Origin of the sequence: Micromonospora taraxaci (assembly GCF_007830095.1) — a bacterium.
Classification (GTDB): Bacteria; Actinomycetota; Actinomycetes; order Mycobacteriales; family Micromonosporaceae; genus Micromonospora; species Micromonospora taraxaci.
This window is the reverse complement of record NZ_VIWZ01000001.1, coordinates 5,341,798-5,358,932: the sequence shown is the minus strand read 5'-3', so window position 1 is coordinate 5,358,932 and position 17,135 is coordinate 5,341,798. Positions and strand designations below refer to the sequence as shown.

Genomic DNA, 17,135 nt, shown 5'->3' with positions numbered 1-17,135 from the left:
TGACCGGCGCGTCCGCCGCCGGCGACGATCGAGGGGGTACGCCGTGCAGGCGCTCGTCATGATCGTGGTGCTGGGCGTCACCGTCCTGATCGGCACCACGCTCGGCGGACGGTACCGGGTGGCCCCGCCGGTCCTGCTCATCGCGTTCGGGGTGCTGCTCGGCCTGACGCCTCCGCTGTCCGAGGTGACCCTGGAACCCGACCTGGTGCTGCTGATCTTCCTACCGGCGATCCTGTACCGGGAGAGCCTCACCATCAGTCTGCGCGAGATCCGGGCCAACCTCCCGGTGATCGGGTCGCTCGCCGTGGTGCTGGTGGTCCTCACCATGGCCACTGTGTCGTTCACCGCGCAGGCGTTCGGGGTGAACCCCGCCGCCGCCTGGGTGCTCGGCGCCGTCCTCGCCCCGACCGACGCCGCGGCGGTCACCGGGCTCGCGAAACGGCTGCCCCGAAAGCTGCTCACCACACTGCACGCCGAGAGTCTGATCAACGACGGCACCGCCCTGGTGGTCTTCGCGGTGGCCGTGGGTCTGCTCGTCCACAGCGCGGACCCGGGCGTGCTGGGCGTCGGCGAGGAATTCGTCGGCGCCAGCGTCGGCGGCGTACTGGCCGGTGTGCTGGTGGGGGCGGCCGTGGTGCTGGTCCGCAAACGGCTCGACGACCCGCTTCGGGAGGGCGCGCTGAGCGTGCTCACGCCGTTCGCCGCGTTCCTGCTGGCCGACGCCGTGCACGCCAGCGGTGTGCTGGCGGTGGTGGTCGCCGGTCTGGTGCTGTCCTACGCCGGTCCACGGGTGATCCGCGCCCGGTCCCGGGTGCTGGCGTACGCGTTCTGGGACCTGTCCACGTTCCTCATCAACGGTGGGCTGTTCGTCCTTCTCGGCACGCAGATACCCCGCGCGGTGCGGGGCATCACCAGTACCTCGCCCGAGCGCGCTCTGGTGATCGTGCTCGTGGTGACGCTCGTCGTCATCGGCACCCGGCTGTTGTTCGTCTACCTCACCTCGCAGATCGCGAGGCTGCGACGTCGCCGGATCATGGACCCGAGCCAGGGGCCCTCGGCCTGGCGGGTGGGAACCGTCGCCGGCTGGTCCGGGTTCCGGGGCGCGGTGTCGCTCGCCGCCGCCCTGGCCGTACCAACGGTGACCGTCGCCGGTCAACCGGTGATCGAGCGCGACCTGATCATCTTCGTCACCGCGCTGGTGATCGTGCTGATCATGCTGCTCCAGGGGACCACCCTGCCGCTGGTCGTGCGCTGGGCGGGACTGGTCGGCGACCCCGAACGCGTCGACGAGGCCCGGCATGCCCGGCGGCGGGCCACCGAGGCGGGCCTCGCCGCTCTGCCCCAGGTGGCGGCCGAGGTCGGCGCGCAGGAGGAGTCGGTCCATCGGCTGCGAGCCGAGTACCAGAGGCACCTGGAGGACCTCAACGAGAGCGGAGGGAGCACCGCCGAGGAGCGCCGCCTCGAACGTCGGCTGCGCCTGCGCGTCCTCGCTCACAAACGTCGGGAGGTCACCCGCCTGCGCGACAACCGGGAGATCGACGACCTGGTGCTTCAGGAGCTCCAGGCCGCCCTGGACAACGAGGAGATCCGGCTGCTGGGGCGCGGACCCAACGAGTGACAGTCGACGTGCCGCCGCGACTCAGAGCACCTGGGACAGGAACCGGCGGAGCCGAGGATGCTCGGCCCGTTCGAAGACCGCCTCGGGCGGGCCGGCCTCCAGCACCACGCCCCGGTCCATGAAGGCGACGGTGTCGGCGACCTGCCGGGCGAAGCCCATCTCGTGGGTGACCACCACCATGGTCATGCCCGCGGCGGACAGGTCGGCCATGACCCCGAGCACGCCCTTGACCAGCTCCGGGTCGAGTGCCGAGGTGGCCTCGTCGAAGAGCATCACCTCGGGCCGTAGCGCCAGCGCCCGGGCGATCGCCACCCGCTGCTGCTGACCGCCGGAGAGCTGCGCCGGGCGTGCGTCGGCCTTGGCCGCCAACCCCACAAGGTCCAGTTGGGCCCGGGCCACGGCCTCCGCCTCGTCCTCGCCGAGCTTGCGGAGTCGGCGCAGCGCGAGGGTGACGTTGCGCAGCACGCTCATGTGCGGGAACAGGTTGAACTGCTGGAAGACCATGCCGACCCGCTGCCGCAGGCTGTCCGGGTCGTCGGCCAGCACGCTGCGCCCGTCCAACAGCACGTCGCCGCGGTCCGGCTCGATCAGCCTGTTGATGGTGCGCAGGAGGGTGGACTTGCCGGACCCGGACGGGCCGATCACGCAGGCCGTCCCCCCGCGCGGCACGGTGAGGTCGACGCCGCGCAGCACCCGGTTCGGCCCGAAGGCGAGGTGCACGTCTCGTACGTCGAGGCTGACCGAGGTGGTGGTGTCGGTGGTCATCGCCGGTCTCCCTGGACAGTGGCGGGCAACGGGAGGTCGTCGTCCTCGTCGGTCGGCGCGACGGCTGGCCGGCCGTGACGCAACCGCCTGTCGATCCAGTTGACGACGTGCGTCAGCGGAACTGTCAGCGCCAGGTAGAAGAGGCCGGCCAGGAGCAGCGCGGACTCGTTGCCGGTAGTGGCCGCGTAGTCCTGCCCGATCCGGAACAGCTCCCGCTGGCTGGCCACCAGGCCGAGGAAGTAGACCAGGCTGGAGTCCTTGATCAGTGCGATGAGCTGGTTGACCCAGGCCGGCAGGACCCGCCGGATGCCCTGCGGAATGATCACCAGCCGCATCGCGTCGCCCCAGGAGAAGCCGAGCGCGCGGGCGCCCTCCAACTGGGCGGCCTCCACCGACTGGATGCCGGAGCGGAAGATCTCCCCGATGTACGCGGCGGCGATCAGCGACAGCGCCAGGATCCCCAACGGGTAGGGGTCCGGTCCCCAGACCTGCATGCCCAGCGGTGCCAGCCCGACGCCGATCAACAGGATCGTCGCCGCGGCCGGCAGCCCCCGGAACACGTCGGTGTACACCCGCGCCGGCCAGCGCAACCACCGGCTGCGGGAGATCCCGGCGACGGCCAGCAGCAGGCCCAGCACCGAGCCGAGCAGGGCGGCGGAGACCGCCAGGATCAGCGTGTTCGGCAACCCGACGGTCAGCATCTCGGGCAGCGCTTCGCCCATCGCCTCCCAGTCGAAGAACGTCTCCCACAGGGTGCTCAACGGATCCATCGGTCGCCTCTCCTACCGTCCTGCTCGCTCGTCACCGGGTATTCAGGAGGCGGGCGACGCGGACGGAGCCGTCGACACCGCCACCGCGCCGCTGCCCGGCTTGAAATCCGCCGGGATCGGTCGGCCCGGGTAGTACTGGGCCTGCAACCGGTTCCAGGTGCCGTCCGCGATGACCTCGTCGAGAGCCTTGTTCAGCGCCTCGCGCAGCTTGTCGCCGCCCTTCGCGACGGCGTACGCGGTCGGTGCCGGGCTGAGCTGCTTGGCCGCCACGGTGATCTTGCCGTTGCTGTCGGCGGCCGACTTCTCGCCGATCTCCGCCGGCGCGATCCACGCGTCGGCGGTGCCGGCCTTGAGCTGGTTGATCGCGCCGTTGTAGTCCGGCACCCGCACCGGGTCGAGCTGCTTGCCGGTGGCGTAGTCGTCCTGCACGGTGCCCTGCACCACCACGACCCGCTTGCCGGCGAGCTGCTCGAAGCTGGTGATCGGCGAGCCGGCCGGGACGTCCAGGCCGAAGTAGCCGAAGTCGTAGCCGTTGCCGAAGTCGACGGTCTTCTTCCGCGCCTCGGTGATGGTGATCGAGGAACTGCCGACGTCGAACTTGTGGTTGTTGACCTGGGAGAGCAACGCGGAGAAATCGGTGCCGACGAACTCGACCCGGAGGCCGAGCTTGCCGGCCACGGCGGTCAGCAGGTCGTTGTCGAAGCCGGTGAACTTGCCGTCCTCGAGGTACACGTTCGGCGGGGCGTCGGTCAGGGTGCCGGCCCGCAGCACGCCCGGCTGTGCCAGGCCGTACGGGTTGGCGCTGGTGTCGGACGAGCTGTCGCCGCCGCAGGCGGTGAGCGCGGTGGCGGCCAGGACGGCGGCCGCGCCCAGGGCGGTGGCACGGGTCAGGGCAGGAAGAAGTCGCACGGGTGTCTCCGAAAAGGTCGCGTCCCGGCACGCACTGATGTGCGTCGCCGGCGGTGCGCCCGATGGGCGTACCGGTGAGGGAGGTTCGGGAGGAGGGCTGCGCTAGTGCGTGGTGCCGCGACGACACGCGGCGCTGCACATTCGCATCATGTCCACGTGCCGCCGCCGGGTCAGTGCCGGCGAGAGCCAACCGGCGCGGATGTCCGCGGTGTCGGTCGGTGGAGTGGTGCTGAGGATGCGCATGGTTCTCCCGGGTCTGTGCTGACCTGGGTGCCAGGCCACGCTTGCACCGACGTCCTGTCGGTGCCTGGTCTTCACCCGGGGCACCCCACCGCGGAGGAGGGTTGCCGGCCAGCGAGCCGGGGCTTCGCGCTGGCACTCATGACCTGCGCCGAGGCTAGCAGCAGGCACGGGTGGGTCGTCCAGTCGTTATGACCACGCTCACCAGGGGAGATGGGCGGCCGGCACTCCCGTCAGCCGGCGTGCACGTGGGGCCGTCGGCGCGGATCGGGCTCGTGACGACGCAGGATCTCCCGGGTGACCGAGGCGATCTCGCCCTGCCCGAACGCCAGGTAGCGCAGGACGTTGCGACCCGGGCCGCCCTCGGTCCACTCGAAGTAGATGTGCGGGCGTCGACGGGTCCGGTCGCGGATCTCCAGCAGCAGGGCGGCGAGCGCGTTGGGCACCCCTGAGCTGGTCAGGCTGAGCACCGGGAAGCGGCCGTCGACCAGACTGCCGGTCACCACCAGTTCGGTCTCGAAGTCCGACGGGTCGCAGACGTGCACCTCGACGAAGAGCACGTCGGTGTCGTCGGGGAAGTCGTTGTCCGCCATCGTCTGCGCCAGCTTGGCGCGGTACTCCACCTCGCCCCGGCCGTCGGGTTCGTGCGCGATGAGGCGGATCCGCCGCCCGTCGCGCTCGTCGATCATCCGGGTCGCGACCGGGTCCAGCTCGACGTGGTCGACCCGCAGCTCGAAGGCGCGGGACAACCGGGAGAGCAACGAGACCACGATGATCCCGCCGATGAAACAGGCCGCGATCTTGACGCCGTCGGGGCGTTCCACCACGTTCGCCAGTGTGGTGTAGACGAAGATCACCGCGATGGTGCCGAACGCAATCGTGCGGCCGCGCTGCCGGTGCCGCACCGCAGCGAGGGTCACCGCCGTCGCCGCCGAAGTGATCAACACCAGAACCCCGGTGGCGTACGCCCCGCCCTGCGCGTCCACGCTGGCCTCGAAGACGACCGTGATCAGGAACGCCACCGCCGTGAAGACCAGCACCAGTGGCCGGACCGCCCGTGCCCAGGTCGGGGCCATGCCGTAGCGGGGCAGATAACGGGGTACGAGGTTGAGCAGCCCGGCCATCGCCGACGCCCCCGCGAACCAGAGGATCCCGATGGTGGACAGGTCGTAGACGGTGCCGAACACCTCCCCGAGGTGCGCGTGCGCCAGGTAGGCCAGCGCCCGGCCGTTCGCCGGCCCGCCGGGCTGGAACGCCTCCGGCGGGATCAGGATGGTGGTCGTCACGCTGCTGGTGATCAGGAAGATGCTCATGATCACGGCGGCGGTGGTGAGCAGCCGGCGAGCGCCACGGATGCGGCCCAGCGGTCGCGCCTCGGAATCCTGCGGATCGCCCCGCACGCTCGGCATCACGGCAACCCCGGTCTCGAAGCCGGAGAGACCCAGCGCCAGCTTCGGAAAGACCAACAGCGACAGGGCGACCACCATCCACGGATCGCCGTGGCCGGTGGTCAGCGCGGTGGTCCAGTCCTCGACCGCGCTCGGGTGCGTCACCACCCGCCACAGCGCGTCGGCCACCACCACCGCGTTCAGCGTCAGGTAGAGCGCGACCAGGACGACGGCGATCCCGATGGCCTCGGTGAATCCCTTGAGGAACACCGCCCCCAGCAGCGCCACCAGCAGTAGCGTGAGCGGCACCTCGTACCCCTTGAGCGCGCTCGGCCAGAACGGGTTCTCGTCGATGTGCGCGGTCGCGTCGGCGGCCGAGAGGGTGATGGTGATGATGAAGTCGGTGGCCGCGAAACCGAGCAGCACCAACACCAGCAACTTGCCCGGCCAGTAGCTCAGCAGGCGTACCAGCATCGCGATGGAGCCCTCGCCGTGCGGACTCTCCGCCGCCACCCGTCGGTAGACCGGCAGCGCGCCCAGCAGAGTCACCAGCACCAGCACCAGGGTCGCCACCGGGGACAGCGCCCCGGCGGCGAGCGCCGCGATGCCCGGCTGGTAGCCCAGTGTCGAGAAGTAGTCGACACCGGTCAGGCACATCACCTTCCACCAGGGGTGGTGCCGGTGCTCCGGTGGACGTCCGTGCGGCCCCGGGTGCTGCACGGGCTCCTCGGCGCCGGCACGCAGCAGCCACTCCCGCAGCCGGCCCGCGCGCTTGTCGACCTCCACCGGCGCGTCCCCCGTCAGTCCCGCCCCTGGTAACCGTGAGTATCCGCCCGAGGTGGGGCGCCCGTCCGCCGGTGCGGGGAACCCACCCCGCGCCACAGCGGGTTTCGGGCCCGGGACAGGGGGGAAGCAGCGGCCCCCGGGGTGGCGGGAGTTGTGCCGGACCGGGCGTCACCGGGGAGGGGACAGGGCATGGTCGGTGGCCGTCGCTTCCGCCCGGGTGGGGGCTTCGGTCGCCAACTCGACGAGTACGAGACCAGGGTCGGCGTGCCACCGCCCTCGGAGTCGCCCACCCCGCCCGCCGGTGGCCTGGTGGACAGCGCCGTCTACATCCGTGGGCACCGGTTCGCCTCCCCGTCCGGCCTCGCCGAGACGTACCGCTGCCTGCAGGAGCAGGACAGCGCGATGGCCTGGATCGGGTTGTACCGGCCCGACATCGAGCAGATCACCTCGCTGGCGCGGGAGTTCCGCCTGCACGACCTGGCGGTCGAGGATGCGATCAACGCCCACCAGCGACCCAAGCTGGAACGCTACGGGGAGACCCTGTTCGTGGTGCTGCGCGCCGCCCGCTACGACGACCTCCGGGAGGAGGTCGAGTTCTCCGAGCTGCACCTGTTCATCGGGCCGGGCTTCGTGGTCACCGTCCGGCACGGTGAGGCGCCGGACCTGGCCGCGGTGCGGCGGCGCATGGAGGTCGAGGCGCAGATGCTCGCCCGGGGCCCCGAGGCGGTCCTGTACGCGATCCTCGACCAGGTCGTCGACGGGTACGCGCCGGTCGTGGCCGGGCTGGAGAACGACATCGACGAGATCGAGACCCAGGTGTTCGGTGGTGACCCGAACGCGAGCCGGCGCATCTACGGCCTGAGCCGCGAGGTGATCCAGTTCCAGCGCGCCGCGCGACCCCTGCTCGCGGTGCTCGACGCGCTGGCCGACGGCGCGGGCAGTGCCGACACGGACGAGGAGTTGCGCCGCTATCTACGGGACGTCACCGACCACCTGACACAGGTGGTGGAACGGGTGGACGGGTTCCGGCACCTGTTGCAGAACATCCTCACCGTCAACGCGACACTCGTCTCGCAGCAGCAGAACGAGGAGATGAGGAGCCTCACGGCGGCCAGCTACGCGCAGAACGAGGAGCTGAAGAAGGTCTCGTCCTGGGCGGCGATCCTGTTCGCTCCCACGCTCATCGGCACCGTGTACGGCATGAACTTCGTCCACATGCCGGAGTTGCACTGGCGCTTCGGCTACCTGTTCGCGCTGCTGCTGATGCTGCTGGTCTGCGGCACCCTCTATCTGATCTTCAAGCGGCGTGGCTGGCTGTGAGCCGCCCGGTGAGGATCACTCGATGCCGCGCAGGATGTGCCGTTCGTCCTCGACGTCGTCGTCGCCGGCACTGATCCGGCCGAGCAGGACGGCGGCGGCCCAGATCGTCAGGGGCGTGGCCGCCCCGGTCATACCGCCGGCGGTCCGGTCGTCCCGGCTCTGGCTCCGCTCCGCTCGCGGTGGCCTGCGCTGAGCCTGCATAGGCACTGCCCCTCCTCGTCGAAGCCGCCGTGGGCGGCGCGGCGTGACCCCGCGCCGCCGGCCGGGCGAAACGCGCTCGGCAGGACGGCATCTACGTCGAACCATCCCACGTCAGGCCGCATAACCACCGCTTCTTTTCGGTTTCCCGACTGTCGCCCGCCAAACCGGACATTTTCGTCGAGGCTCAGGCCAGCGGATGGGCGATGCCCCGCGCGTGGTCGGTGAGGGCCGCCCCGACCACTGTCGCGGCCAGCGGCAACACCTCCAGGCAGCGGCGCACCGCGGCGGCCATCAGCGCGTTCGGCACACGCATGGACAGCGTGCAGTGCGGCACCCACCGGCCCGGGTGGTAGTGCTTGGCCAACGGGATGCCGGCGGCGGCGAGCCGGTCGTGGACCGTGCGATGGTGGGCCAGGAGCTCCGGGGTGGGCGTCGGACCGAGCCAGAGGACCCGACCGACGAATTGGCCGGCGTGCTGGAACTCGAGCCGCAGGGGAGCGGCCACGACCGTCCCGTGCAGGGCCGCGGCGACCTGTTCCGGGTCGAACCGGGGCGCCACCGCCAGTGAGACGTGCGGACGGTGACGTTGCTCCAGCAGCGAGCGCATGCTCTGCACGCCCTCGGTCTCCAGCGCGTCCCACAGCACCCGGATCCGGCGGGTGGCGTCCGGGTCCAGGTACAACTCCACCGCCGCGACCATTCGATCACCGTAGCGGCCGAGGTTTGGGCGACCGCGCTCGGCGGTACCTGACCGGAGACCGAACAGGAGGCGTACCTGGTGGACGTGAGTGATCTGCTGACCGAGACGTACGACCGACTGCCCGACCTCGTCCGTGCTGCGGTGGACGGCCTCAGCCCGGAGCAACTACGACACGAGCCGGCACCGGGCCACAACTCGATCGGCTGGCTGGTCTGGCACCTCACCCGCGTGCAGGACCATCACGTCGCCGAGGTGCTCGACGCCGAGCAGATCTGGGTGAGTGGCGACTGGGCGGGCCGGTTCGGCCTCACCGCCGACCCCGACGACACCGGCTACGGGCACTCGCCCGCGCAGGTCGCGGCGGTGCGGCCGGAGAGCGCGCAGGCGTTGATCAACTACTACGGGGCGGTCGCGTCGCGTACCCGAAAGTTCCTGGCCGGCCTGCGTCCGGCGGACCTGGACCGCGTCGTCGACGAGGCGTGGGACCCGCCGGTCACCCTCGGCGTCCGGCTGGTCAGCGTCGCCGAGGACGACCTGCAACACGTGGGTCAGGCCGCCTACCTGCGCGGACTGCTCGAAACCGGCTGACCGCTCTCGGCCGGCTCACGGCACGATCACGGCCCGGCCCTCCAGCGTGCCGTCGCGCATCTGCCGGTACGCGTCGAGCGCGTCCTCCAGCGCGAAGTGAGTGGTCGTCGGCCGGATCAGACCACGGGCGCCCAGGTCGAGCACCTCGACCAGTTCCGGGCGACTACCCCAGTAGGTGGTCGCGATGCTCACCTCGTATGGCACGGAGAAGAACGACACCGCCAGGGTGCCCCCGCCGAGACCCACGATGGTCAGGTCGCCCACCGTGCGGGCTGTCGCCACGCCCAGGGCGAGGGTGGCATCGGTGCCGACGAAGTCCAGCACCACGTCGGCGCCCCGACCGCCGGTGGCCTGCCGGATCTCCTCGGCGGCGCTCGGACCGGAGTTGACCGTTCGGTCGGCGCCACACTCCTCGGCCAGCCGTAACGCCTCGGGGCGGTTGTCCACCGCGAGCACGCGGGCGGCGGTGGTGGCCTTCAGGATCTGTACGCCCACGTGCCCCAGCCCGCCGACTCCGATCACCACGGCCGTGCTGCCGGGCGGCAACTTCGGCCAGGAGCGGCGGATCGCGTGGTACGGGGTGAGCCCGGCATCGGTCAGCGGCGCGGCGTCCGCCGGATCCAGCCCCTCCGGCAGGGGTACGACGTGCCGCGAGTCCGGGACCAGCTCGAACTCGGCCATGCCCCCGTCCAGTCCGAGCCCGCCGCCACCGCTCGGCACCGGCGCGCCGGACGGGTTTTCGCAGTACGTGTCGACACCGACCCGGCACCGGGCGCAGGTGCCGCAGCCCCACGCGCCGAAGACAGCCACCGGTTGCCCGACGGACAGCCCGGTCACCCCGTCGCCGAGGGCGTGCACCCAGCCGGCGTTCTCGTGGCCGAGGGTGAATGGTGGATTCCAGGGCATGGTTCCGGGCTCGAACTCTTCCATCAGGTGCAGGTCGGAATGGCAGGCGCCGGCACCGCCGATCCGGACCACCACCTGACCCGGCCCAGGAGTCGGGTCGGGGACCTCGATCAACTCCGGCGTCGACCTCCAGTCCTGCAACCGCAGCGCGCGCATCCAGTGCTCCCTGGCTCGACGGAAGTCGGTGGCTGCCCCCTTCGCAGCGGCCCAAACTGGCAGGCGGTGCGCCTCACCCATTTCGGGTGAACCGGCCTCACCCGGGCGCGGGCGATCCTACGGAGAGCCGTGGGGGAGGGGGACCTGATGGGCGCGACGGCGGAGCAGTACCTGCAACAGTTGGACGACGGTCGGCGCCCCGACCTGCCGGAGACCACAGTGGGAACGCTGCGGCTGGACGTGCGCGGCGACGGCTGCACCGACCACTGGTACCTGCGCGTCTCCGACCAGCACGTCCAGGTGTCCCGCTCGGATGACGACGCCGACCTGGTGGTCCGCGCCGACCGCTGGGTCTTCGACAGCATGGTTAACGGTGAACTGCATCCCGGCGCGGCGATGCTGCGCAACGAGCTGACGATGCAGGGCGACATGCGTCTGCTGCTGGTGCTGCGGCGAATCTTCGCGGGGCCGGCCGGCGCCCGCCACCCTCGGGAGCTGGGTCGGGCCGCCCTGGCCGGTCGGAACGTGACGCCCGCTCGGGAGGGTCGATCGTGAAGCAGGAACTGCTGCACGTCATCGCCGGCAACGTGTTCGCCAACAGCGACGCCCAGGGCGACATCGAGGCCGACGCGCGCACACCTGTCGGTCTCTTCGCGTACGACACGCGCTTTCTGTCCCACTGGGTGCTCACGATCGACGGCGAACGGATCAACGCGCTGTCCCGCGACGACATGACGTACTTCGAGACCCGGTTCTTCCTGGTCCCGGGCGCGGCGAGCCACTACGTCGACGCCGACGTGTCGATCATCCGGCACCGCTCGATCCACGACTGCATGCACGAGAAGATCACCGTGCTCAACCACTCGGCAGAGCCGGCCGAGTTCACCGTACGAGTGGAGATGGGCAGCGACTTCACCGACATCGCCGAGATCGGCCACCTTCGGCGGCGTGTCGTCGAGGTCACCCCGGACTCGGCCAACCGCCAGCTCGTGCTGCGCTACCAGCGGCAACGGTTCGTCCGCCAGACCACCGTGCAGAGCACGGTCCCGGTCGAGGTGGACGAGGAGGGAATGACGTTCCGGATCCGGGTCGCCCCGGACGGCAAGTGGGAGACCGACCTGCATATCGCCATGAACATGGGCGGCGAAGGCGGCCAGGACGTGCGCGCCTCCCTGGAGTCGCACCAGCGGGCCGTGCGGGGCGGGATGCGCGAGGACCTGGCGAACTGGACGGAGCAGGCCCCGACGCTGGTCGCCGATCGCGACGGGTTGGAGGAGATGTACCGGGGCGCCCTGGCCGACCTGGCGGCACTGCGGTACAAGCCGTGGTCGTCACCCGAGCGGGTGCCGATCGCCGGTCTGCCGTGGACGATGTGGTTGTGCGGACGGCACAGCATCATCACCTGCCTGCAGACGATGGCGTTCACTCCCGAGCTGACCCCCGCGACCCTGCGGATGCTGGCGTTCCTCCAGGGCGCCCAGCTCGACGACGACCTGGACGAGGAGCCCGGCAAGATCCTGGCCCACCTCCGCTACGGCGAGTCCGGCGCGTTCGGTGACCGGGCGAACGCGTTGTACTACGGCGCGGCGGACACCACCCCGCTCTTCGTGATCCTGCTCGACGAGTACGAGCGCTGGTCCGGTGACGCGGACCTGGTGCACGAGCTGCGCCAACCGGCCCGCATGGCGCTGGACTGGATCGACGAGTACGGCGACCTGACCGGCGACGGCTACGTGCGCTACCAGCGCCGTAACGAGTGCAGCGGCGCGGTCAACCAGTGTTGGAAGGACACCCCGGACGCGATCACCGATGCGCACGGTCACCAACCGGCCTTCCCCCGCGCCACCTGCGAGTTGCAGGGCTACGCGTACGACGCGAAGAGGCGTGGCGCCCGGCTGGCGCGGAACTTCTGGGGCGACCCCGCGTACGCCGACCGGCTGGAGCGGGAGGCCGAAGCGCTCAAGGAGCGCTTCAACCGGGACTTCTGGCTGCCCCACCAGGAGTACTACGCGTTGGCGCTCGACCCGTACGGCGAGCCGGTCGACGCGCTGTCGTCCAACATCGGGCACCTGCTGTGGAGCGGGATCGTCGCGGACCACCGCGCCGGGGCCGTTGCCGAACACCTGGTCGGGTCGCGGTTGTTCGGCGGTTGGGGGGTGCGTACCTTCGCCACCGGGCAGCGTCCGTACAACCCGATGGGGTCACACCTGGGCGCGGTGTGGCCGGCGGACAACGCCCTGATCGCCGCCGGGTTGCGCCGCTACCGGTTCGACGCCCAGGCGGCCACGATCACGGCCGGCATCTTCGACATGGCGCACACCCTCGGTGGGGCCGTGCCGGGGATGATCGCCGGCCACGATCGTTCTCTGACGAAGTATCCCGTCCAGTTGCCGGCGGCCGGTCGCCCGCAGGCGTGGTCGTCCGGGGCGCTGCTGATGCTGCTGGGCACCATGCTGGGGTTGCGACCCACCGGTGACAACCTGCTGGTCAACCCTGCTGTGCCGGAGGGCTTCGGTCGGCTGGAGCTGCTCGACATCCCCGGCCGCTGGGGTCGCTCCGACGCCTACGCCAGGGATCGGACGACGGCGCACCGCCCCGGTGCCCGCCTGCGCTGAGCAGCCGGGGAAGCCCGTCAGCCCATCGTCCGGGCGCCGTCGATCGACTCCCGCAGGATGTCGGCGTGCCCCGCGTGCTGGGAGGTCTCGGCGATCAGGTGCAGCAACACCCGCCGAACCGTCCAACTCGCGCCCGACTCGAACCAGGGCGCCTGCGGCAGCGGGTGCGCCGTGTCCAGGTCGAGGGTGGTGAGCAGCTCGTCGGTGTGGTCAGCCACCTCCTGGAAGCGCTCGACCAGCCCGGCCAGGGTCTCGCCCGGCGCCATCTGGAACTGACCGACCCAGTCGATCTCGACGCGCTCCATCGCCTCCGCGCCGCCCACCGCGAAGAGCATCCACCGGTGCTCGACGGTGGTCACGTGCTTGACGAGGCCACCGAGGCAGAGCTCGCTGGCGGTGGGGCGGGCTGCCGCCTGCTCGTCGGTGAGCCCGTTGACCGTGTGCAGGAGGAAACCCCGATGCTTGCGCAACGTCTGTAGCAGGTCGGCTCGCTCACCGGTGAGCTGCTCGGTGCTGGTCATGATGCCACCCCTCGTCGCTGTGCGGTCGGACCTCGGAAACCGCTCGGTGTCACCGTAGGACGAGGCACCGACACTTCCCGGGCGTGACACCCCAGCCCAACGGACACCCGCCAGCGGTTGCCGATCCACGTCCGTGGCTGTCCACTGAATGACATGGGTGTCATCAAGGTGGGCACGTCGTCCTGGGCGGACCAGTCGTTGCTGCGCTCCGGGTGGTACCCGCGCTCGGCCAGCACGCCGGCCCGCCGACTGGGCTTCTACGCCAGCCGTTTCCCGCTGGTCGAGGTGGACACGTCCTACTACGCGGTCCCGGTACCCGAGACCACGCACGGTTGGGTCGACGCCACCCCGGACGACTTCACGTTCGACGTCAAGGTCTTCAGCCTCTTCACCGGGCACCCGACGCCGGTCGCCGCGCTGCCCCGGGACCTACGCCCGGCCGCCGGCCCGAGCCGGATCCGTCGACGAGACCTGCCGCCGCAGGCGTACGACGAGCTGTGGGCCCGTTTCCGCGCGGCCCTCGACCCGATCGCGGCGGCCGGCAAGCTCGGCGCGGTGATGATGCAGTTCCCGCCGTGGCTGGTGCGCAGCGCCGCCGCCGAGCGTCGGATCGTGGAGCTGGCGCAGCGCTGCCGGCCGTGGCGGGTCGGCGTGGAGCTGCGGCACCGGTCCTGGTTCGACGGCCCGGCGGCACCGGACACTCTGGACCTGCTGCGCGAACACGACCTGTCCCTGGTCTGCGTGGACATGCCGCAGGGGCACCCGTCGTCGGTGCCGCCGATCCTGACCACCACGGCGCAGCCGGCGATCGTCCGGTTCCACGGCCACAGCGAGGCCTGGGGCGGTGGTGACAAGCAGGAGAAGTTCCGGTACGCGTACGCCGAGGACGAGCTTGCGCACTGGGCCGGGCTGCTGGCCGAGTTGGCCTCCGAGGCGGACGACCTGCACGTGCTGTTCAACAACTGCTGCGCCGGGCAGGCACAACGCGACGCCACCCGGCTGGCGCAACTGCTCACCGAGACGATGATCGACGACCGGGCGCGGGCCACGTCGGCCACCGGCTGAGGGCCTCTGGCACTCGGCTCAGGAGCGCCGGCCCCGGGTGCGCAACGCGTCCTGCGTCGACTCGCCGATGTCGGCGTCGTCCGGGAAGGTCCGTCCGCTGGGCGCCGGGTCGGGTGGGGCGCCCGGTCCGGCCATCGGTGTACGGGTTGGTTCCACCGAGCCGAAGCCGTGCCGTCCGGCCGGGTCGCGCCGGCCCGCCGGTGCGCCCGCGCGTCGTTCCCCGCGCCGTCCCTCGGGCACCGCGGTCTCCTCGCTGCCCTCGTCCATCGGCGAGTCCTCGTCGGTGCCCCAGGGCGCGTCGGCGTCGAAACCGTCACCGGTGCCCCACGGCTTCACCGCCTCCGGCTCCAGCCGGTCGTTGTCGCCGCTGCGTCCCCTGTCCGCCGCCATGGCCACCCCGCTCGTCGGTCCGCCGCCGTCGGCGGACGATGTGCCGTCCCTGCGGGTCCGCCGGTAGCGGCGAACCGACGGGACGCTGTGCCGTCCTGCGCGTCCGCGTCGCCGCGGGCGATCGTCGTCACGCCGACGAGCCCGCGTAGGGCCGGAGAGTGCCCCGCCGTCGAGGTGGCGGCGGGACGCCCACCGGCCCGACGCTCAGCGGCCGGCCATCGCCATCGGCCGTTTGCCGTTGCTCATCCCGGCCATCTTGATCATGGTCTTCGAGGCGCCCCTCATCCCACCGGCCCGGCCGAGCATCCCCCGGAACACCTGCCCCGGCTTCTGTTGCTCGCCCATGTACGCGGTGACCACCACCAGGGTCCCGGTCAACGCCGGAATGGCCCACTGGAGCAGCTTCATCTGTCGCTGCGAGGAGGCCACGCTTGCCGGCGTCTGGTGGTTCGGCTCGGTCGCGCCGCTCACCGACGGGCCACCAGCCTTCTCCAACCGCATGCCGACCAGTCGGCTGTAGCCGGTGACCGCCAGCGCGCCGATCGTCAACGCGGTCTTGATGACGCTGGCCCGGGCGACGCCGGACTGTGCCGCCACCCGTGGGCTCTCCGTCACCAGTTCGCCGACCGCGCCGGCCAGGTGGGCGCCGATCGCCGCCGCGTTGACCGGGGTCCACTTGGACCAACCCGCCGACGCGACCGGGAGTCGCTGAGTCGAGTCGCTGATCTTCGCCGCTGCTCCGTTGACGCCGAAGGCACCCATGAGGGAGCCGCCAAACCAGGCCGCCAGGCCCAGATCGTGCATCGAACGCAGTGCGGTGTGCCGTTCGGACATGTGATCCCCTTCCGCCGTGTCGGGCGGTGCGGCTTACCCGCCGCTCGGCCGGCTAACCCCGCCCCGCGCGGGCCGATCCACGCCGTACCGGCAGGTGGGGGACGTTGCGGGCGTCGGTGGGTCGCCTCGCCGTCAGCAGGAGTCCTTCGCGCGATGGCGGGTACCTCCGCAAGCGACGCCGACGAGAGGGGAACGCGATGTCGCAGCCGGACGAGAGCCGGGAGAAGACCCCCAAAACGGACGCCGTGCTCATGCACCCCGACAACGACCCGCACCGGAACACCGCGGAGGTCGCGCCGCGAAAGGACCACGCCGCGATCCAGGTGGAGCGCGACGACGAGCTGGTGCCGCTGGACCAGGACGAGTGAGTCGCCCGGCCGAGTCGTCGCACGGCGACCGGCCGGCACGTCTCAGCGGGGCGGTAGGTCGCCGACGAACTCGGCGATCCGCCGCGCCAGCGACGCGCTGGCCCGGACCCAGGTGAAGTGGTCCAGTGGCGCGCCGGCCCGCTCCACTGTGTAGCGCTCCCGGGTCACCGGATCCCCGGTGAGCTTCGCGCAGAGGTAGTCCATGGTCTCGTGCGGGGTGAACTGGTCGTCGTCCACGCTGACGGCGAGCACCGGAGTCCGCACCGCGCGTACCGCCGCCTCGGTGTCCGTACCGTCGAGGCGCGGGAATCGGCCGGTCCGCGCGGTGTGGGCCCAGTCGCGGATGACGCCGCGTGCCTGCCGGCCGCCGAAGCCCCAACCCGGCCAGACCCCCAGCAGCGCCGCGGTGGCGGCGATCCCCTGGGTGTACGGCAGCACGCCGAGGCCCCGCGGTCCCGGGTAGCTCCGCCAGTACGGGATGCCGACCGCGATCAACGCCAATCCGTCCACCTCGTCGCCGCCGTGCAGGGCGAGATGCAGCAGCGCGGCCTGCCCGCCGAGGGAGTGCCCGACCAGCAGCCGGCGCCGCCCGTCCAGTCGTGGCTTGAGCGCCGCCAGGACGGCGTCGACGTCGCCGGCCAGCTCCGAGTAGCCGTACCGGTCGGCCCGGCTCGGCGCGGGGGTGCTCGTGCCGGTGCCACGCAGGTCGGCGACGACCACGGCCAGCCCGGCGGCGCGCAGTTCGGCGGCGAAGGGTCGGTAGTAGCGGGCGCGGACCCCCATGGCGGGCCAGATCAGCACCACCGGCGCGTCCGTCGTGCCGGTCGGCTCCGGATAGACCTGCACACCCAGCCGGCCACCGTCGACGTCGACGAACTCCTGCGCGTACTCCGAGTCCCCGTTCATCGGCCCAGCTTACGGCCCGACGTTACCGGCGGGTAGCCCTCGGCGGTCGGACGCGACGGAGGGCCCCGCCTGGCGGCGGAGCCCTCGCC

18 protein-coding genes, 1 pseudogene and 1 riboswitch are annotated in these 17,135 nt (G+C 71.4%); of the genes and pseudogenes, 7 read left to right on the top strand and 12 right to left on the bottom strand.

Going from position 1 to position 17,135, the window contains the following annotated elements; genetic code table 11:
• Positions 1-43 precede the first annotated feature (43 nt).
• Complete coding sequence (locus tag FHU34_RS24215; protein WP_208745065.1) at positions 44-1,618, top strand: Na+/H+ antiporter; 1,575 nt, start codon at positions 44-46, stop codon at positions 1,616-1,618.
• A gap of 21 nt (positions 1,619-1,639) precedes the next feature.
• Here the strand turns inward: FHU34_RS24215 and FHU34_RS24210 are convergent, their stop codons facing one another.
• From FHU34_RS24210 to FHU34_RS24195, 5 genes are all read right to left on the bottom strand, one after another.
• Positions 1,640-2,383: an amino acid ABC transporter ATP-binding protein gene (locus tag FHU34_RS24210; protein WP_145784360.1), complete on the bottom strand. Its 744-nt coding sequence runs from the start codon at positions 2,381-2,383 to the stop codon at positions 1,640-1,642.
• Positions 2,380-3,153, bottom strand: coding sequence for an amino acid ABC transporter permease (locus FHU34_RS24205; RefSeq protein WP_145784358.1), 774 nt, complete (start codon positions 3,151-3,153; stop codon positions 2,380-2,382). The genes FHU34_RS24210 and FHU34_RS24205 overlap by 4 nt, the downstream gene beginning before the upstream one ends.
• Positions 3,154-3,195: 42 nt before the next feature.
• A complete protein-coding gene (locus FHU34_RS24200) occupies positions 3,196-4,062 on the bottom strand; it encodes an ABC transporter substrate-binding protein (RefSeq protein WP_145784356.1) in 867 nt (288 codons plus the stop codon).
• A gap of 102 nt (positions 4,063-4,164) precedes the next feature.
• Entirely contained in the window at positions 4,165-4,305 is a 141-nt protein-coding gene (locus FHU34_RS33110) for a hypothetical protein (RefSeq protein ID WP_167524892.1), read from the bottom strand.
• Positions 4,306-4,337: 32 nt separating this feature from the next.
• Positions 4,338-4,449, bottom strand: a riboswitch (SAM riboswitch).
• A gap of 86 nt (positions 4,450-4,535) precedes the next feature.
• Positions 4,536-6,476, bottom strand: a complete 1,941-nt coding sequence (locus tag FHU34_RS24195) for an amino acid transporter (protein WP_145784354.1) — start codon at positions 6,474-6,476, stop codon at positions 4,536-4,538.
• A 189-nt stretch (positions 6,477-6,665) separates the two neighbouring features.
• On the opposite strand from FHU34_RS24195, the gene corA reads away from it, so the two are divergent.
• The gene (gene corA / locus FHU34_RS24190; protein WP_145784352.1) at positions 6,666-7,796 is read left to right on the top strand and encodes a magnesium/cobalt transporter CorA; all 1,131 of its coding nucleotides are present in this window, start codon (positions 6,666-6,668) and stop codon (positions 7,794-7,796) included.
• Positions 7,797-7,811: 15 nt separating this feature from the next.
• Here corA and FHU34_RS24185 read toward each other — a convergent pair whose 3' ends face one another.
• Together FHU34_RS24185 and FHU34_RS24180 are read right to left on the bottom strand one after the other, a co-directional pair.
• The gene (locus tag FHU34_RS24185; protein ID WP_145784350.1) at positions 7,812-8,003 is read right to left on the bottom strand and encodes a hypothetical protein; all 192 of its coding nucleotides are present in this window, start codon (positions 8,001-8,003) and stop codon (positions 7,812-7,814) included.
• A 178-nt stretch (positions 8,004-8,181) separates the two neighbouring features.
• Positions 8,182-8,697, bottom strand: a complete 516-nt coding sequence (locus FHU34_RS24180) for a 2'-5' RNA ligase family protein (RefSeq protein ID WP_145784347.1) — start codon at positions 8,695-8,697, stop codon at positions 8,182-8,184.
• A 78-nt stretch (positions 8,698-8,775) separates the two neighbouring features.
• On the opposite strand from FHU34_RS24180, the gene FHU34_RS24175 reads away from it, so the two are divergent.
• A complete protein-coding gene (locus tag FHU34_RS24175) occupies positions 8,776-9,285 on the top strand; it encodes a mycothiol transferase (RefSeq protein WP_145784345.1) in 510 nt (169 codons plus the stop codon).
• A gap of 15 nt (positions 9,286-9,300) precedes the next feature.
• On the opposite strand, the gene FHU34_RS24170 is transcribed toward FHU34_RS24175, so the two are convergent.
• A complete protein-coding gene (locus FHU34_RS24170; RefSeq protein WP_145784343.1) occupies positions 9,301-10,347 on the bottom strand; it encodes an NAD(P)-dependent alcohol dehydrogenase in 1,047 nt (348 codons plus the stop codon).
• 129 nt (positions 10,348-10,476) lie between these two features.
• Between FHU34_RS24170 and FHU34_RS24165 the strand changes: the two genes are divergently transcribed.
• Both FHU34_RS24165 and FHU34_RS24160 read left to right on the top strand, forming a co-directional pair.
• On the top strand, positions 10,477-10,902 hold the full coding sequence (locus tag FHU34_RS24165) for an SCP2 sterol-binding domain-containing protein (RefSeq protein WP_244311813.1): 426 nt from the start codon (positions 10,477-10,479) through the stop codon (positions 10,900-10,902).
• Positions 10,899-12,952, top strand: a pseudogene (locus tag FHU34_RS24160) (amylo-alpha-1,6-glucosidase); the annotation flags it as partial. The gene FHU34_RS24165 and the pseudogene FHU34_RS24160, both read left to right, overlap by 4 nt.
• Before the next feature lie 27 nt (positions 12,953-12,979).
• Here FHU34_RS24160 and FHU34_RS24155 read toward each other — a convergent pair.
• Positions 12,980-13,483 carry a DinB family protein gene (locus tag FHU34_RS24155; RefSeq protein WP_145784339.1) on the bottom strand — a complete coding sequence of 168 codons (504 nt, stop codon included), beginning with the start codon at positions 13,481-13,483 and terminating at the stop codon, positions 12,980-12,982.
• Between the two features lie 153 nt (positions 13,484-13,636).
• On the opposite strand from FHU34_RS24155, the gene FHU34_RS24150 reads away from it, so the two are divergent.
• Positions 13,637-14,548: a DUF72 domain-containing protein gene (locus FHU34_RS24150; RefSeq protein WP_145784337.1), complete on the top strand. Its 912-nt coding sequence runs from the start codon at positions 13,637-13,639 to the stop codon at positions 14,546-14,548.
• 18 nt (positions 14,549-14,566) lie between these two features.
• On the opposite strand, the gene FHU34_RS24145 is transcribed toward FHU34_RS24150, so the two are convergent.
• On the bottom strand, positions 14,567-14,938 hold the full coding sequence (locus FHU34_RS24145) for a hypothetical protein (protein ID WP_145784335.1): 372 nt from the start codon (positions 14,936-14,938) through the stop codon (positions 14,567-14,569).
• Positions 14,939-15,142: 204 nt separating this feature from the next.
• Positions 15,143-15,772, bottom strand: coding sequence for a hypothetical protein (locus FHU34_RS24140; protein ID WP_145784333.1), 630 nt, complete (start codon positions 15,770-15,772; stop codon positions 15,143-15,145).
• A 197-nt stretch (positions 15,773-15,969) separates the two neighbouring features.
• Between FHU34_RS24140 and FHU34_RS33105 the strand changes: the two genes are divergently transcribed.
• A complete protein-coding gene (locus FHU34_RS33105) occupies positions 15,970-16,140 on the top strand; it encodes a hypothetical protein (protein ID WP_167524891.1) in 171 nt (56 codons plus the stop codon).
• 42 nt (positions 16,141-16,182) lie between these two features.
• On the opposite strand, the gene FHU34_RS24135 is transcribed toward FHU34_RS33105, so the two are convergent.
• Complete coding sequence (locus FHU34_RS24135) at positions 16,183-17,046, bottom strand: alpha/beta hydrolase family protein (protein ID WP_145784331.1); 864 nt, start codon at positions 17,044-17,046, stop codon at positions 16,183-16,185.
• Positions 17,047-17,135: the final 89 nt, after the last annotated feature.

Bases quoted from the DNA above. Each gene is read 5' to 3' on its own strand.
- FHU34_RS24210 (WP_145784360.1), bottom strand. From the start codon at position 2,383: ATGACCACCGACACCACCACCTCGGTCAGCCTCGACGTACGAGACGTG.
- FHU34_RS24205 (WP_145784358.1), bottom strand. From the start codon at position 3,153: ATGGATCCGTTGAGCACCCTGTGGGAGACGTTCTTCGACTGGGAGGCG.
- FHU34_RS33110 (WP_167524892.1), bottom strand. From the start codon at position 4,305: ATGCGCATCCTCAGCACCACTCCACCGACCGACACCGCGGACATCCGC.
- corA (WP_145784352.1), top strand. From the start codon at position 6,666: ATGGTCGGTGGCCGTCGCTTCCGCCCGGGTGGGGGCTTCGGTCGCCAA.
- FHU34_RS24180 (WP_145784347.1), bottom strand. From the start codon at position 8,697: ATGGTCGCGGCGGTGGAGTTGTACCTGGACCCGGACGCCACCCGCCGG.
- FHU34_RS24170 (WP_145784343.1), bottom strand. From the start codon at position 10,347: ATGCGCGCGCTGCGGTTGCAGGACTGGAGGTCGACGCCGGAGTTGATC.
- FHU34_RS24155 (WP_145784339.1), bottom strand. From the start codon at position 13,483: ATGACCAGCACCGAGCAGCTCACCGGTGAGCGAGCCGACCTGCTACAG.
- FHU34_RS24150 (WP_145784337.1), top strand. From the start codon at position 13,637: ATGGGTGTCATCAAGGTGGGCACGTCGTCCTGGGCGGACCAGTCGTTG.
- FHU34_RS24145 (WP_145784335.1), bottom strand. From the start codon at position 14,938: ATGGCGGCGGACAGGGGACGCAGCGGCGACAACGACCGGCTGGAGCCG.
- FHU34_RS24140 (WP_145784333.1), bottom strand. From the start codon at position 15,772: ATGTCCGAACGGCACACCGCACTGCGTTCGATGCACGATCTGGGCCTG.
- FHU34_RS33105 (WP_167524891.1), top strand. From the start codon at position 15,970: ATGTCGCAGCCGGACGAGAGCCGGGAGAAGACCCCCAAAACGGACGCC.
- FHU34_RS24135 (WP_145784331.1), bottom strand. From the start codon at position 17,046: ATGAACGGGGACTCGGAGTACGCGCAGGAGTTCGTCGACGTCGACGGT.